This window comes from Segatella sp. (assembly GCF_977051555.1).
In genome coordinates this window covers 118,004-136,990 of sequence record NZ_CDRSSE010000002.1, presented here as the reverse complement: position 1 = coordinate 136,990, position 18,987 = coordinate 118,004, and the positions used below count along the sequence as shown (strand labels likewise).

Genomic DNA, 18,987 nt, shown 5'->3' with positions numbered 1-18,987 from the left:
GTGTCTCAGTTCCAATGTGGGGGACCTTCCTCTCAGAACCCCTACTGATCGTAGCCTTGGTGGGCCGTTACCCCGCCAACAAGCTAATCAGACGCATCCCCATCCATCACCGATAAATCTTTAATCCATTTCAGATGTCTTCTATGGACGTCATTGGGTATTAGTCTTACTTTCGCAAGGTTATCCCCAAGTGGTGGGCAGGTTGGATACGCGTTACTCACCCGTGCGCCGGTCGACGCCTATCGGAAGCAAGCTTCCAATATCGTTTCCCCTCGACTTGCATGTGTTAAGCCTGTAGCTAGCGTTCATCCTGAGCCAGGATCAAACTCTCCATTGTAAAATATCATTTTTACCTAGCCTTGCGGCTTGGTTTGTTTGTTGTCTGTACTTAGGACGAATATCCTTTTCGTTTATTGAAGCTTAGTAAACCTGACTTGTCAATTACTTGACGGTTCGTTTCTTTTACCCAGTCAACTTTCTTATTTCTAAGAAGTTAACCGCTTCTTGTACTACTTGTCTGTTTATGTAAAATCTTTCAAAGAACTCTTTCTTTAATCGCTAAGAGAAACCGTATTTCTCAAAAGCGAGTGCAAAAGTACTAACTATTTTCCTTTCCACCAAATCTTTTCGCAAAAAAGTTGAGATTTTAGCCGATTTTTAACACTTATAAAGATTTTACACAATAGATTTTTGCTGTTTACATTATTATATATATGCTCCTGCTAGTGCAGACACCTAGGCGTATACGCAAGCGCACAATAAATATTGGTTACTGAAGTTTCGCCCCACACGCCCTGTTACTGAAGTTTCGCCCCACACGCCCTGAACCAACGGTCACCGGCCGAAGGGAAAGGTAAAGGGCGTGTGGGACAAAACAGGGCGTGTGGGACAAAACTTGAAGAAAAAAATTGCTAATGATTGTTAATAACTGAGCTTTCGTAAGTTTGCACCACACACTTTGAAAGGGCGTGTGGGACGAAACTTGAAGAAAATTGCTAATAATTTCACATTACTTTATATTTAGAAATTTACGCTTATCCATAGCCATTAACTTTATTTCGCTGATAATATTTTAACGGCTTATACATCAGGGATACAGATTAGACTTGGATTCTAATAGATTTCTGTAGAAAGAGATCACAAAAAAAAGAGGAACCTCTAAAAAAAAGATACCCCTTTCTGAATCGAAAACAAACGCTAAAATATGTAAAAACAGGCTAAACCCTTAAAATATGTTTATAAAAAGCAAAAAACACCCTTCACCACCCTTCACCCGTAACTATTTGACACTCAAAATGTTAAATAAAAAGGTGAAGGGTGAAGGTTTGAAAACTCTATTTTATATATGTACGCGTGGGTAAAGGAAAAAAGGGTAAAATCAAAAAAGTACCCTAGGGTCAAAAATCGGAAAAACCCTAAAAAAAGAATATAATATAAGATTTAAAATATACCCTTCACCCTTCACCTCGCCACCACACCCCAGTTTCCATATCTTCGCCATCGGATTCCCTACATTTGTTTTCTGGGTTTATCCTTCGAAGATATTCTGCTATCTTTCGGAGATAATTTCGTATTCTTCGGAGATATTCCGCTATCTTTCGGAGATAATTTCGTATTCTTCGGAGATATTCTTCTGAATGATTCCATGATATTTTTCGCACTTTATTTCCCGAATCCACGCAAATCGCACAAATCGCATAGGTAGAAAAGGGAAAAGACGTATCTTTGCATTCAAAATAAAGCGAATGATAAATGTAAAAATTGGTGAAATGGGGGGGGGTAAAAATTGATGGATTTATAAATTTATAGTTAAAGGAGCTTAAATCAAAGCTATTTTTTCTTTTTTTGAAAGTCTTTTTGCGCCATTTTCGCTATTTTTGTGGCAAAGATTATAATGACGTATAATTAGATTAATATCAAAAACAGAAAATAGGAAACAGTATAATAAACACTTTTTCTATAAACAAATAATACAGAAGCGAATGAAGACAGACAAAGGACAGCGCATGTTGCTCTTTCTTGTTTCAGCACTATTCATTACACCAGCATCAGCACAAGACTGGCGCTTGAAAACGAACTTAGCATACTGGGCTACCACAACACCTAATATTGGAGTGGAAAAGAGGTTATCAGACCACTGGTCGCTGGACCTATCCACAGGTTGGAACCCATTTACTTTTCGCAAGAACAAGAAAGTGAAGCACATTGCCGTACAAACAGAGATGCGATATTGGCTCGACAGCCCGTTCCGGGGGCACTTCTTTGGAGCCAATTTACTCTACTCACATTACAATGCGGGTGGTGTACACCTCCCACTGGGTCTTTTTCCAGATCTCAAAAAGCATAGGTTCCAAGGCGACTTGGGAGCCCTAGGCGTAGTATATGGTTACGACTGGGCACTCGACAAGGAAAACCGTTGGAATCTGGAGGCGGCTGTTGGTTTGGGATTGGGAATCACACGCTATACCAAATACAACTGTTATGGCAGATGCGCCACCGCCATTGAGAAGAAGACGAAAACCTTCGTTATGCCAACCAAGGTGGCAGTATCGCTGGTTTACAACATCGGGCAGACAGAGAAAACAAATAAAAACAAATAAAATATAACTTGACTATGAAGAAGTTCAGATTTTTTAGCTTTGCAAGTACGATGCTTCTTGCAAGTGCAGCAGGAATGGTTTCCTGCTCTTCAGATTCAATTGAGCCAACAGGTGGTTCCGGTGCGACAGGACAGGTTGTAAAGACCCAGTTCGCCATAAACATTCCTTATGGTGGTAACTCTTCGACTAACCAGGCAAAAAAGGTAACTCGTATGACCGATGAGATGACTCAGCAAAGTGGCAAGCCTTTCCGTGGCATTTCAGACATCGTTCTGCTGACTTTCAACGGAGATCCTTCAACAACAGGAAACACAGAAGCTACAAGAATCATTGAAATCGGTACAGACGCCAATGCATACGCTCATAATGAATACAGTAAACTCTACCGTGACATTGAGATTCCTGTAGGAACTAACCACATGCTTTTCTATGGTAGAGCTACCAGGAAGAGTGGAGACACAGACTTCCAGGCAGGTAAGATTACAGATGTAGGAACAAAAACTACCGAGAAAGTTCTTACAAACTTATCACATGAGTTAACTGCAATCAATAGCACGGCTGATTTTACAATAGATGATGATGCTAAAAAAATCATCAATGCATTGAATGCTATTGCCAATGCTAAGGTTACAGATGGAACAGATTATACCTGGGCAGCAATTGGTAACGAAACAACCCTCCCTTCCTGGTTAACAGAAAACGAGAAGAAATTTTTAGCTGCGCGTTACAACGAGTTCACGCATCTAAAAGCAGGCTCGAAAACATCTGTCGTTGAATTTATCAAGAACCTCAAAACTGCATTGGTGGGTGAGACTGGAGAACCAACCATCCCTGCAGAAAGAAAATTAACTAAAGAGATTTACGATAAATGCGAAGCAGCTTTAGTAGATATAAGTAGCATTGACTTCCCAGGAAAGTTCAACCTGCCTGATGGTGTTGCTTCCTTAAGTTGGATTGAAGGAGAGAGTAAATTTGCTTACAATGCTCCTAATAACGTAATCATCGGTACTGGTAACTCTATCAATTACCAAAAGATTTGCTATCCAGCAGAACTGTCGTATTTTGTAAATACAACAACTATGGTTTCTGATAAAGACATGTCCAATCTGAGCGAATTCCCTACATGCAATGATTGGATCCAAAATACACAAACAGCATGGAACGCAAAGACTAACTTTACAGAAAATGCCGTTGCAAATACAACCAAAACCGTAGGTTTGAAAGACCCTGTACAGTACAGCGTGGCTGTGTTGAAATCAACAATAAGATGTGATGCTGCTACTCTTGAAGATAACGCTAAGCAGATTGGAGGTTCCAATACAGACCAGCAGATTTCGGTTCCTACAGATGGTTTTAAAGTAACAGGCATCTTGATTGGCGGTCAGCCTGCTTCAGTAGATTGGAAGTATGACCCAGTATCTACAGAGTCATTCGCTAACACCATATATGACAAAGTGATGAATGGTTCTATGGTAGCCAAGAACGAAACTTCTGCATCAAACGCAAACTATACGCTTGTCTTTGACAACAAGAAGTCAGATACACAAAGTCCAGTATATGTAACCATAGAGTTAGAGAACAATTCAGGACAAGCCTTCTACGGAAAAGATGGTATCATCCAGAAGGATACTAAGTTCTATCTTGTAGGTCAGTTAAATCCAAACACGAATGGACTTACAAATCCTAATAGTGTGAATCGCGTATTCGTTCAGGACTATGTTACAACTGCCAACTTTAAGATCAAAGATTTAAAGAGCGCATACAACTGTATTCCTGACCTCAGAACATCAGGCATCAACGTAGGTCTCGCAGTAGATCTTGACTGGAAGTCTGGTATTACATTTAATGTAGATATTTAATCATTCTACCTTACTGAGCTTTCGCAAGTTACGAAAGCTCAGTAGGGTAAATTTCGCTGTTTATAATCCTAATAAAGGACGGAAAATGAGAAAGAAAGAATCATATAGAATATTTCTGATAGCTCTGATGACTTTGAGCATCGCTTTCGGATTGTCTTCATGCATCAATGAAGACATGAGCAAGTGTGGCAAAGACTATAAGATCAAGTATAATCTGGTACTCCATACACAGATTCATACCCTCATAGACATTGACCTCAACACCACCGAGGAGCAATACATCGCCAACAGACTGAAACAGGAACTCGGCACAGTCTTCACCGACCATGCCCTTGACAATGATTTGTCTTTCTTTATCGGAAAAGACCTCTACCGTCACGAAGCTAACATCATGAATGCCAACTCGGTATCCTACACCATCTATCTGCCTCGCAACAACTACCAGAACCTGTCGCTCGCCAATACCGGAAACGCCAGAAACGTGAAGATTACAGGAGCAAATGACTGCAAGGCTCTCGCCCTGGAACAGGAGCAGAAAGATACCATCGACAGCCACAACATAGGTCTGTTCACTTCCCGGCTCACCATCAACGAGGATGATTTCGACCACGATTTGCAGACCACCCTCTATATGGCAAACTGTGCTGCAGCGGTAGTCATCAACCAGCAAGAAGTGAAACCTGCCGAACTCTGGGGATTCGTAGAAGGAATGGCAACCCACTTTCTCGTAAACGACAGTATTTACTCAACATCCCGAAACACCATCGTGAGAGCCAAGCGAATCAACGAAGCCTCAACAGCCTCAGCCCAGACTCACGATGCGCTCTATGCCGTAAGTTTTCCATCCAGCAAAGCAGAATGGCGCTTCCACATCATAGCCAAGGTAAACGGCAAATATACAGAAACCATTCTCACGCTGAACGAGCCGCTGAAAGCCGGAAGACTGAAGCTGATTAAGGCGAAACTCAAAGCCGACGGTTCGCTGGTTGTTACCAATGCATCAGTAGGAGTGAGCGTGAAACTCGACTGGAAACCAGGCGGAAGCCACGATATTGACATTTAAGTAAAAAAGAATTGATACATGAATCATATTACGAAATACATATTTGCGATACTATCGCTTATCATGCTGGCAGGATGCAGCGAAAGCGAAAAGAACGAGGTAAGACCGATGGACACGTTGGCACCTATCTCGCTCACCCTCTCTGTGCCAGATGATAAGACAAACACACGCGCTGGAGATCCTGGAGCAGACACCAACGACAAGGTGGACTGGGACCGGCTCACCATCATCGTTGCCTATAAGGAAAAGACCCAAGGCGACGAAATACACGATGCCGCACCCCAGAAAATGGTATATTACGATACCTATACCAAGGAAGAATTCGACCGGGGAAAACTCGTCACCCATTCCACCTCAACCCTATCAGGACCTGATGCCAACGGCTTTCGCACCTATACGATGTATCTGCCGCTAGGCACCTGTTGCGTTTATGGGGTTACCTACAGTAACGGAGAAGGGCTGGATCTGGAGGGGGAACTGAACAAGATAACAGAAGACGGCACAAACCGCAACGAGGATATCTACAAATTACAGATTAGCAACGACTATGCTCATAAAGACGGAGCCGTAGACATAGCCAAGTTTATCAGCGTAGCCACAGGATATGCGCTCAAGCTGGACCCAGAGACGCAAATTCTTACCGATGAGCGCGAAATAAAAGTAGAACAGAACATCAATGCCAATATCAACACCAAACAATACTGGCGCATGGTACTGGGCAGATTGGCTGCCAAGATAGACATCCAATGGGATGCCAAGGGAGCCTACGAAAAGGACAACGACGGAAATCTGAAATATACAAACGTGAAAGTAACCCAGTTTACTTATCACGGAGAACCGAAGGGAACAACGAAAGCTGATGCAGGATGCGGAAGACTCTTCCCTACCCTTTACAAGGAAGTAACTTCCAAGACTTCGGTAAGCGGCCACACAACCTTTGTGAACACCTCAGAAATCAGCAAGCGCAACGGACGGGTATATCATTATACCTTCCCAGACGGAACCAATCCTCCTCGCATCACCTTCCAGCTTGATACAGAGAAAGAAGGAACGGCAGGGAACAAGATATACAACGTGACATTTGACATGAGCAATCTGAAAGATGGTTTTATCCCAGCCCGCTGGTACAAGATAAACGTAACCATCAAGGGCACCCAACTGGGCAGCACTTCAGATATCACGATCAACAATTTCAATATATAAAACTCTTTTCAGCATGAAAATACATCATACAACATACAGGAAAATCATAGCAGCCCTCATCCTCCTGAGCTGCACCTGCCAGCTGTTTGCACAGGGAAAGATTTATCGAGTAACTGCAAAGGCAACAACAGGCGGTGACGGCTCATCATGGGAAAAGGCGATTCCATTAATTGAGGCATTGAGCAAAGCCAAGGCAACCGACGAAATCTGGGTAAAAGGCTATAAGACCACAACCTTAGAAAATATCTACGTGGCTCCGAAGGAAGGTTTCGTTCTCCCTTCGGGCGTTGCCATGTATGGAGGTTTCGAAGGAACAGAAACCAGCAAAGACAAACGGGGCACAGGAAAACACAAATTTCAGATGACCTACCTCACTACGCTGATAGGCGACATCAACAAAAACGACGAGGCGAACAAGGAGCAGATTATCTATCCGGAGAACCCAACCCGAACAGATAACTCCACCCATGTTCTGACCCTTAACATTGGCGTAACCGATAACAACCCCAACGCCAACAGCGCCCCAACCATCGTTTCCGGTTTCCAGATCGGAGCCGGTAATGCCCAAGGTAAAGTTACAGCCCCAGACGGAAGAGGTGGCGGTATCTACGTGGTGAACAAAAGCAGCAGAAGCGACGACAGCAATGCCGACAAACGCGCTTTCCAGATTACCCAATGCAACATAGCCAACAACTTTGCAATGCGAGGCGGTGCCATCTATGTGGATGCATCATGCACCAATCCGCTATCTTCCATCAGCTATTGCGGTCTCTTCAATAATGTGGCAGGCCGGCGAGGAGCCAGCGACAACGAAGGAGCCGGAATCTGGGCAGACGGAACGGTAACCATCTACAATACCAACATCAACAACAACACCAATGGTGGAGTACGCCTGTCGGCTACCTCAAAAATCATCAACTGCTCGGTTGTGGCAAACACCGTATCAGCAGTAGACCTGGTAAATGCAGCCCGCACTTCAAACAACGGAGGCGGAGCCGTTTACAATACCGTACTCTGGCATTCCACCGCTGTCAGCAAGGCGGATACCCGTCCTGCCTTCTACAACTGTGCCATGACCGATGTAAAGGTAACCAACGAAACGAGCCATACCGATGCTAATGGCAACGTGCGCATCAGCAGCCAGAACCACTCTACCGAGCCGGCAGCCTGGTTTACGCAGAGCGTAGTTTCCCTAGGTTATGACTACTCTTTCCAGAAACTTACCCGTCTCATCTACACCTCGTTCGCCTTCGAGGAGACCTCAGCCCTGCTGGGTAAAGGAAACCTTGAATATTACAAGAAATATATCGAGGATACTGATATTGAAAAGAAATCTACCGACGTCATGGGCAAGCAGCGCTATGAAAGCAACAGCATCGACATCGGTGCCTATGAGTATGAACGACTCATGGAGGGAAGAATCAGATATGTGAAAGTAAACGGAACCGGTAAGGGAACCTCCTGGGATGATGCCATGGGCGACATTCAGGACGCCATCAACTCGCTGGCAGATGACAAGGGTACAAAAGGCGAAGTCTGGGTAGCCGAAGGTACCTACATGGTAACCAAGCGCATCGATTCTTCTACGGGTTCACCAACCTCCCTCCTCATGAAAGACGGCATCAGCGTTTATGGTGCCTTTGCCGGAGGAGAAACAACACGTGCTCAGCGCATTGCCGCATCAGTTGATCTGAAGCCATGGGGTTGGAAACACGAAACCATCCTCAAAGCCAACGGATTCAACAGGAAGGATGCCTCCTGGAGCGAGAACGATGAAGCATGGAACATAAAGAGCAGTTCCTCGCATGTAGTCTGGTTTGCCCCTCTGCCAGGCGGTAAGGCTTTCTCCGACAACGTATATCTGGAAGGTTTCACCATAGAGGGAGGTAGCTATCAGCAACAAGATGATGAAATTTACGAGCCACAGTATGGCGCTGGTGTCTATATCAACGATGCCAACGCCAAGATGCGTTATTGTACAGTCCGCTACTGTAATCCGGGCGCCACAAAGACTCCATCCCAGACTCCAAAAGGTGGCGGAATCTACTGTAAGAACGGTATGACCGAGGGTAACCTGGTATATAACTGCTCGGCTTATCAGGGCGGAGGTATCTATATTGATGAAGCCGGCTACGTAACCCGAAGCATGGTTACCAACTGCTCTGCCAATCTGGGAGCGGGTGTTTATCTGCAAGGCAGCGTATCAGGTCCTGCCTACTATCAGATTCTTTCCACCTCCGTCATCAGCAACAATACCAGTACCCGAAACGGTGCTGTCTATGTAGACGGCCGCGGACTGGTCATCAACAATACCATCACCAACAACTATACCGACAACACCTCGGATGTTGCCGACCAGGATGCCTCCTATACGGGTGGTGTCTACATCAAGGAAAAGGGACTGCTGGCAAACAACATACTTTGGAATAACTCATTGCCCCAGAGTTCATCAGCCTCCAAGGCACAGGTTTATGCTGCCAACCCTAGCAAGGAGGGCGTACAGTTCTACAACAACGCCATCTCTGACGTAAGTGCTGCATCATGGAATGACACCTATCAGACCGGAACCCTCTCCATCAACAACTATTATTCAGGTAAGGGATTCGTGATGGGCAAAGCAGGCTCTCCATTTACCAGCAAAGATGATTTCGACACGAAACGAGGAGTAATCGGTTCGCTTACCGAAATCAACTACTATTGGGAACTCTACAAAGGAACCCGCCTGCGCAACGAGGGTATCAGCTTTACGCTGCTGCCTAGTGCCTATCTGTACCAGCCACAGATAGACTTGAGCGGAAAACCATTCAAATCAGTCCCTTCTATAGGTGCCTATATGGCAGAAAACCACGATGTGGTGTTCGAAAAGAACACAACAACCCACCGCCTCCGCATCTATTTTGACCGTTCACAGGAAATCCTGGATGGTACGGGCGAGTCGTGGAAAAAGAGTTATACCTCTGCTTCAGTAGATGAACTGATAGAATATCTTGCCACCATCCAGGATGGCGAAGAGGTGGATGTGGTAGAAAACGGCAGCAAATCCAAGCATCAGATAGATGCCCAAAGCGAATACCAGTTTGAAATCTGTTCCCGTGCGGGCACTTTTGCCCCAACCATCGCTTATATGAACGAAGAGAGCGATGCGAAATCACGTGCATTCCGCATCCAACCTACCGTGCTCCCACTCAACCTGTATGGTGCTTATCCGAAATATGAAATCAACCTAAAGCCTGCTGATACAGACCGCCACCCTATCAAACACCGTACCGAACTGAATGGCAACATCAACGGTACGACTCTGAGCGAAGGACTTTATCACCTGGTACGCATCGAGTCGGGTGCCCGTGTAACCATCAACGGCTACACCTTTACCCATGCCTATGCAGCAGGTACAGCTTATATGCCATACGGCGGCGGAGTTCTGATTGGAAGTGTGGATGATGCTACAGCAGCGACCAGCGTGAAGTTTGAAAACTGTATCTTCGAAGATAATACGGCGATGAACGGAGCAGCCATCTCTACCATGCCGGATGCCGAGAACGTAAGTCTGGAACTGGTAAACTGCGTTGTGAACAACAATACGAGCGAAGATACATCTGTCAAGCCTTCCATCATCTATCTGAATCCTGCAGAAAAGAGCAACAACACGCTGAAGCTCACCCACGTATCAATCGTCAACAACGTGGGTGTGGCACCTGCTAACAATCTGGTGAAAGCAACATCCTTTGCTGCTGGCAACATGCTGAAAATGGGAGGCGTATGGAATTATTCGGAATGCAACAACAGCCTGGAAGAGAATTTCAACACGCTTGGCAAAGAAGGCGCCCTCAACTTTATGAACCCAACGAAGGAAATAGGTGCCAAAATTAATGGAAACGTTTATTACGGAGGTTATGCATCGTTCCGTCCGTTAACCAGTTCCAGTCAGGCTGGTGTCATCATCAATAGTGTGCCTTCGTCGCCGCTGGAGACTGACATTCTGGGCGATAAACGCAACCAAGGCGGTGAAGCCGACCTGGGTGCCTATGAGGCACTGCTGCCAAAGACCGGCAAGATTATCTACGTGCGTTCCTACAACACGGATTATACGAGTGGCAAGAATGCCAACTATGATGATCAGGATGGAAAGCCGGATTTTGACCTGCTGAAGCATACAGACATTTATTATGACGGAACCTCATGGGACAAAGCCATCATCGGTAATGCCATGTGCGACAAGGATGTGCCGAGAAACAACAACCTGTTCTATGTAAAGCAGAGTGACAAAACGCTGCTTAGCACCACTATTGACAATAAGGATTATAGCCAGGCAGGAGGTAAATATCGCTCAAAAAAAACAGATTCCTACGGAGATTTCTGGGGGGATAATTCCGGCAACAGTTATAAAGACGGTTACTGGCCTAACTATTATAATACGATTACGAACAATAGAGACGAGCAATACATCAGCGGTCTGCAATATGCCGTAGAAAGAGCAGCAGAGCTGAACAAGAATCTCAAAGCAGGCGAAGAGCCTGTTGTGGTTTGGGTTGGCGCAGGTGTCTATACCGACTACAAAGGTTTCGTCATCAGAGACAACGTAAAGGTTTATGGCGGTTTCCCTCACGAGGGTTATCCGGGCGAAAGCGACCGCCATCCTCTCCTTTCCCAATATGTTCCGGCACGCAAGGAATACCAGGGATTAGACGTAACAAAATATGAAACCATTCTCCAGATACGCAAGGAATCGCCTGTTTATTTCAAAAACGGAGATAAAGAGATGTGGTATCAGGAAGGCAAATCTGACGACGGCTCTAAATATGATTATACAAAGAAATTAATCAACAACAAGACACAAGAACGCCACTATGTGCTCTACCAGCCGGATGTCTGCATACCTACCTGGTCACAGACAAATGATGGTACCGGTAACAGATGGGGCGGAAACAGCAACCGCTATCCGGGCTCTACATACCCAGATGATAAGTATGTAGAATATAAGAATGCCAAATGGGACGGTTTCTCAATCCGTCATGGTTACATCGTCAACTATAAAGATGCCAACCGTGACGGAGGAGCCGGTGTGCGTGTTTTCAGAGGAGTAGAACTGGAGAATCTTATCATCGTAAACAACTTTAATCACGGATCCCGTGTCCGTGGTGGCGGTTTGTATATGGATGGTGAAAACTCCAAGATTTCGAACAGTTACCTGCTCAGAAACCTGAGCATGACTACCAATAAGGAAAACTATGGTGGAGGTGCCTATATGATTCAAGGCACGGGCTACAACCTGGTTGTTGCCAATAACCGTTGTGGAAATGGAGCACAAAGTTATGGTGGAGGCATTTTCCTGGAGAGTGCCAAGTTCTACAACAACACCATCGCCTACAATATGTCTGCATATGGCACCGGCATCTATCACTGGCAGGACCAAAGCACCGGAGTTCCATCGCAGCTTTCACTCTACAATTGTCTTATCTATGATAATCATAATGGAAACAAGGAGGTGGCAGACCAGGTAAACTCCCTGGCATGGGACAAGATGAAGCCTTCTCACAACTGTTATATGAACAGTAGCGATGATAACAAAAAATTCCTTGAAAGCAATGGTAACTTCACCGGAACGGACCTGGCTTTCCCATTTGAAGACAAGACCTACGAAAGTGGAAAGGATGAAATTTTCCGCTTCCGTAATGCCCGCCTTACCAATAACTTCCGCCTGAACGAAAAGGATGGATTAACAGGCAACAAATGTCTGAATGGCGGTTCTACCGACGTAGGAACAGGAGTCAAACTTCCAGAAACCGATATGGACTATACCGACCGTATCAAAGACTGCCAGATTGATATCGGTGCCTACGAGGCAGATAATACAGCCAACATTACGGCACAGGAGAAGAAGAACAGCGAAGGTGAGGTTGAAGCCTACGTTTACTACGTAACCCAGAACGGTTACGGAAACCGTAGCGGCGACAGTCCGGAAAACGCAGCCTGCGCTGATAAACTGCAAAGCGTGCTGACCCAGGCTGGCGAGAAATTTAAAGAAGCAAACAAAGACCTGAAACTCGGAGCCGACAACAAGAACCAGGACGACGACAAGGCAATAAAGGTTTATGTGAAGGTAGCCGGTTATGAGGCAGACGAAAGCGGAAACCGTTTCGTTTATCATGCCAACACCTTGGCTGACCCGACCGTTCCACAGAGCTATACCTTCCTGATTCCTAACGGAGTATGGCTGATGGGTGGATACAACGAGGGTACGCAGAAGAATGGTGTACCGGATCCAACCACCTACAACTGGGACAAGGACCAGCGCGACTGTATCAGATATCAGACCATACTGAGTGCCAAGACTCAGGTGAAAGAAGGAACTACCGTTACCCAGGAGGTGAACGGTTACCACACCGTGACCTTCGGCAAATGGCCTTCGGGAGAAATAGACACCTACTTCAAAGATGCCGTTGGCTACCGTGCCGTGGTAGACGGCTGCCGACTGATTGATGGTAATGCAACCGAAAAGACAGGTTATAACAGTATTGGAGGTGCAGCCATCGTACCAAGAAGTGCCCATGTGCGCAACTGTCTGATTACCGACTGTCAGGCAACCAAGGGCGGTGCGCTCTATCTCCTAAAGGGAGGTATTGTGAGCGGCAGCGTCATCACGAGAAACTCTGCGACAGATGGTGGTGCCATCTATGCTGCACGGATCACCAGCAATACCAAGAAGTATCATGCCTATGTCATCTCCTGCACCATTGCAGACAACACGGCAACTTCTGCAGGTGGTGGAATCTTCCAGGAGGACTATGCGCTGATTAGCGGTAACTCTGTGATTTGGGGCAACTCAGCTGCCAGCGCTGAGAACATTAGTTGTGGTGATACTGAACTCAAAGACGAAGATGTCCTGCAGGATGCAACGCTGCAAACCCAATTCTATCCATACGATTACTGCTTCGTTGAAAAGATGAATTTGCCTGCCAATGCGATGAACACGGAGATGACCAGCGATTTGAATACCTATTTCGCCAGCAAGGGATATTACTACCCCCGTGCTTATTCACCTTTGATTGGTAATGGTATAGATGCAGCATACATCGAAGGTTGGAAGAGCTATGGTGTTTCCAACTACGATATTCTGGGCAACACCAGACATCTGAGTAAGCGCCAGACAGCGGGAGCATACGCTCTCGATTTGCCGGAAATCAACAAGGATAAACTCCTAACCCGCCTCTTTGTTTCGAATGAAGGTGGAGAGGAAGTGAGTGATGAACTGAAACAGAAATACTACGGTCGTTCATTCCTCACGCCTTTCAACAGTTTGGATGCAGCACTCGACTATATCGAAGAGGTTCGCAAGCAACCTGCTGAGGGTAGTCCTCTGGCAACAGAGGTAACTCACTTCGAAATTCTGATGACAGGTGGAACGTATAAGCCTAGTCAGATTAGAAAAGATGTATCAAATGCACAGACCAACAAGGACCGCCGTTTACAGAGTTTCACTATTCCTGTAAACGTAGATATCTATGGCAGTTTCTCTGTAGAAGACAATTACTCATCTGATCCGGAGGGTACTGTTGCTACAGAAAGTTTTACCAGCCTGGGTAATATAACCTTGCGTCCTGACATGAAAATCAAGGATATCCTGAGTGAGCGCAACAAGAACCACATGGCAGACAACAACAAGAATGGACTGATAGACCCATGGGAGTTTAAGAATCCAACTATCTTCTCAGGTGACATCAAGGAATCTGAGAAGGAGCGAAAGGTGTATCATGTGGTTTACAGCAGGAAGAAGACTACGGGAACTTCTGCAGAAAATGTAAACGATAATGTTGTGCTCGATGGTATTACGATTATGAATGGTGAAACCATGACAGAACTTGCTACCAATGAAAATACAGGTGGCGAGATGGACGAGATTGGACGTGGTGGAGCCATCTACACCGATCGTGTTCACTATACGCTGAACCGTTGCCGTCTGATCAAGAATACCGGTCTGCACGGTGGAGCCATCTATGCCAACAACGCAAGTTTCGACATCATCGGCAGCTACATCGGCGGTAACAGAGCCATCACAGAAGAGGCTTCTGCCACCAATGCTAAAAGCTATCCGGGAATGGGTGGAGCCATCTATCTCTACCTGACAGACTCGAAGAATGGAAACTTGCATATCGTCAACTCGCTGATAGCCAACAACGATGTCACATCGGGTAATTCTCAGAGTAGCGGTATTCCTACTGGCGGTGCCATCTACATCCGCAGAGCTGGCGATGCCGGAACGACCGAAACTTATCACGATGTCAACATCACAAACAGCATCATCGTCAACAATAAGGCGAATCAGGATGGAGCTATCCACATCGAAAACGAAAGCAGCACCATTACACCTATATTATATAATACGGTAATCTGGGGTAATGAATCGCAGAATCCTAGCAAATCTCTGAAGAGAGACCACATGCAATACTGCGCTTGGGATGAATTGCCTGCTACCTTAAACAATGGTACAACTGCTGAAGATGGCAACATCATGTTGGGCAAAGATAACCTGGCGGTCAATGGTCCGTGCTTCGCTTCTCCTTCTACCACCAAGGGATATGCTGGCTACAGTTTGTCAGACCAGTGGAATCCAAGAGCCATCTCTGTGCTTACGGATGCTGGTTTGGGTGATAAGAACAATGCCAATAAAACCGATGCATACCAGAAATGGTGGGAAGCTCATCTGACTCGTCTACGCAAATATGGTTATCCGGAAGAATACGTCCGTTATTCTGATCCTGATGCTACTGATAGTTATCTGCGCTATGTTGGTCCGATAGACGAGAATGGTGTGGTAAGCAGCAAGCCTATTGACATAGGTTTGTACGAGTTCCAGTACGTATTCAAACTCACCGACCGCGACCAGCTTTATATTGGTACGGAGCAGAAGGGAAAAGGAGATGGCAGCGATTGGAATAATCAAAGTACTGACTTGCGTGGTGCCATCATTGCCATGGCAAATGCTACTGGCAAGGAAACTACTCATGCCCACAAGAAAGTGTATGTACGTGGTGGCACCTACTACTCACCAACCTATTCCGGTAATAATGATGCCTTCACCCTCTTCATAAACAAGGGGGAGAACGCAAGCTTCGTACAGTCGCTGGAAATTGTGGGTGGATGTACCGGAAAAAACATAAACGGTAAGGAAGAGCAAGACTTCAGTAACCCATCTGTACTCATCGAAAACCCTACCAAGAAGGGACAAACCGAAGTATTGCTCAACATCACCACCAATGATAAGCCTGTAACCCTATCAGGTTTCACATTTACCAATGAGAGTGGCGTGGGAGTAAAGGCTTTGATAAATAAGGAAAATGGCGGAACGGGAGAAGAAATGGTTATTCACCACAGTTCTTTCCGACATAATAAAGGCATAGCGTTAGATATCGATAATTCTGCCCAATTAGGCGCACGAATGTGGAACCTTCTCTTTGCAGATGGAGATAATGATGCCATTAAGCTAAACAACTCACAAGGCATGCATTTAGTTAATGTTACCTTTGTGAAAAATAAAGGTCAGGCAATAGATGGTACTGCTAGTGTATATAATTCTATCGCATGGAAGAATGGAACAAATTCCATCAAGAATAATACAAACAATAATGTCGTCATTGCTGATGGCGTAGCAAATGGAGATGTATTAAAAGGTCCTAACTTTGTTAATCCTGATAAAGAGGATTACAGAATACGACCAAGTCTGTTATTGATGAATAAAGGTAATAACACCAAATACATCGATAAGGCTAAGCTTAAGGGAGCAAATGACGCTGCAATTTTTGCCTCAGAAAAGGACTTGGCAAACACGAGCCGTCTGATAGGCGAAAGCATCGACATCGGTGCTTACGAGTGTGATGCCAAGATGCAACCTATCATCTACGTGAATACAAGTAGCGCCATAAACGGAACGGGCGAAAACTGGAAATCGCCAAGTAACGACCTGAAGGGAGCCATCAGCCTGGCAGAACTCTATGCCAACAAGAAAGAAGGTTATGGCTACGTCTTCGTAGACCGCAACCTGCAAGCCACGGACATCAACATCAATATGCCGGGCGTAAAGATGTATGGTTCCATGAACGGAGAAACAAGTTCGGCTGCTCCAGACTTAAGCACCTTAGCCAATATTCAGGCTGTAGTAAAGGATCTCTTAAGACAAAGGAAAGGCATCATTGAAGCCTCAACCCAGTCATCTATTAAGGGTCTGACCATCGACAATCAAGGTACAGGAAGCGGCAAGGTGAGTCTGGTGGATGGTTTCAAGATTTCGGGCAACGTCAGTCTCAAGGGTAACAGTATGCTATCGACCTCTATCATAGATGGCAACATATCTGGCGATGCAAATGGCATGCTCTACAACAGTCTGGCATTAGGAACCGTGGATAATGTGAAGTCAGTTAATGTGACAGCTGAAAAGGCATTACCTGAAACATCTGGTAGTGCTGCCAACAGATCATCAGTAATCACCTATAATAAATATGTGAAAGATGACTATTGGAAATATCAGCTTGACGAGACAGACAATGTCAACATCAACGCTAACACAGACGTAAGCAAAACCCAAGGATGCATCGACAAGGTTATGCACAACCATGACCTTGCCGGCAATCAGCGCATCAGAGACAAGGTTGATAACGGATGTTTCGAAACATGGTATCTGACAGCTGACAAGAACATAGTTGATACAGATTATCCACATGGTAAATCTGTGGTTTACGTCATGGAAAAGGATAAGGAGCTGATACTAGACAACAATTTCTATAAAGAGACGAATCCGTTCAGCCCAGGCTTCCTGCTTCTGAAGTACCATTCCGGCTTGAGAGGAAACAACAGTTATGTTGCCCTCAACAACTTTGCGGTAGAAAGAGAACTGAAGAAAGGAACCAACCTCTTTATGATGCCGTTCGATGTCACCAAGTGTGATTTTATAGGCACAGAGGATCATAAGGAGGATCTTGCTTTCTACCAATACCATGCCGAAGAACGTGCCAACTACGACTTTAAGTTCGGCACAGATTCAGGTTGGGGACCTGTAAACTACAGCCAGATTAACAGCAGTATAGGTTTCAGAGTAGATGCCGGTAAGGAAAACATAACCATACGCTTCTACGGAGACGAGTACAACGAGCAGGATGGAAGCCAGGACAGCAACAAGCAGGGCTATATCACCTTGAAGCAGAACAACAACCAACAGCCATGGTCGGACAACAAGGCCGGCGGTTTGAAGTTCACCCACAAGGAGAACATGGGTTGGAATCTCTTCGGTTCGCCTTACCTCTGCGCCATGAACTTTGGCGATATGGAATACGGCAGAGTCATCTACACCTACGATGAGACGAAGGGCTATACAGCCATCAACACCGATGCAGATGCCACAAACAGCACAACGAGTGGTTATATTCCTGCCATGGACGCCATATTCACTCAAACCGCTACGCTGGACAACACGGAGACGATAAGAGTAAAACATTCGAGCGGAAAGGATGGAGATGAGTACGCTTCAAACGCCAGAATGCTCAATATCGCCATCAGTAAAAGGAGCGAAACGGCAACAGTTGAAGATCATCTACAGCTAGCTACCGTACCAGCTCAGGAGGCGAAATCGGACTTCGACCTGGGAAGTGACGGAGTGAAATGGATGATGAGTCGCAATCCGCAGATTTACGCAACCCGCAGCGGTGGACGCTACTCACTCCTTTCAGCCGTAAGTATCGAAGCAGAACAGAACATCGGAGTCAGTCTGCCGGAGGCAGGTGAATACACCATCAGCATCCCTGAGGATTGCGATGCCAGCGAATATGAAACCGTATGGCTGAAGGACAAGGAAACCGGTAAGGCGGTAGACCTGAAGGAAGGAAGCTATCCGTTCTATGCTGCCCAAGCAGGGGAGATAAACAACCGCTTCAATATCAGTTTCAACCGCAAGGAGACAGACATGAATTCAGACATCACCATTATTTCTAGCGGCAACTATCATATCCTGATAAAGGGACTGAAACAGAACGACCTCATCAGAATATACGGAACCTCAGGTGTCTTGGCGCTTCAGAAACAGGCGAAATCTGATACAGAACAGCTTCGCTCACCTGTAAATGGAACAGTAGCCGTAGAGGTAACACGAGGCGGGAAACAGATAGCCGTAAAGAAGATAGCCCTTAAATAAAAGGATGAATGCCGTAAAATAACGGAATAAATGTTAATAAAGCGCAGAGATAATCGCTCGTTTCAATAATTGGCATTATCTTTG

5 protein-coding genes and 1 rRNA gene are annotated in these 18,987 nt (G+C 45.6%); 5 read left to right on the top strand and 1 reads right to left on the bottom strand.

Annotated features, from left to right (window positions below):
* Positions 1 to 337: ribosomal RNA gene (locus ACWJAO_RS01115) — 16S ribosomal RNA — on the bottom strand; the annotation flags it as partial.
* 1,645 nt (positions 338 to 1,982) lie between these two features.
* Here ACWJAO_RS01115 and ACWJAO_RS01110 point away from each other — a divergent pair.
* The 5 genes from ACWJAO_RS01110 (at position 1,983) to ACWJAO_RS01090 (ending at position 18,903) form a co-directional block, all read left to right on the top strand.
* Positions 1,983 to 2,600, top strand: a complete 618-nt coding sequence (locus ACWJAO_RS01110; protein ID WP_449138949.1) for a DUF3575 domain-containing protein — start codon at positions 1,983 to 1,985, stop codon at positions 2,598 to 2,600.
* 14 nt (positions 2,601 to 2,614) lie between these two features.
* Positions 2,615 to 4,459 (top strand): hypothetical protein, encoded by a 1,845-nt coding sequence (locus ACWJAO_RS01105; protein ID WP_449138948.1) that lies wholly within the window; start codon positions 2,615 to 2,617, stop codon positions 4,457 to 4,459.
* Between the two features lie 85 nt (positions 4,460 to 4,544).
* Positions 4,545 to 5,522: a hypothetical protein gene (locus ACWJAO_RS01100; RefSeq protein WP_449138947.1), complete on the top strand. Its 978-nt coding sequence runs from the start codon at positions 4,545 to 4,547 to the stop codon at positions 5,520 to 5,522.
* Positions 5,523 to 5,540: 18 nt separating this feature from the next.
* Positions 5,541 to 6,725: a hypothetical protein gene (locus ACWJAO_RS01095; protein ID WP_449138946.1), complete on the top strand. Its 1,185-nt coding sequence runs from the start codon at positions 5,541 to 5,543 to the stop codon at positions 6,723 to 6,725.
* A 13-nt stretch (positions 6,726 to 6,738) separates the two neighbouring features.
* A complete protein-coding gene (locus ACWJAO_RS01090) occupies positions 6,739 to 18,903 on the top strand; it encodes a hypothetical protein (protein ID WP_449138945.1) in 12,165 nt (4,054 codons plus the stop codon).
* The last annotated feature ends 84 nt before the right edge of the window (positions 18,904 to 18,987 follow it).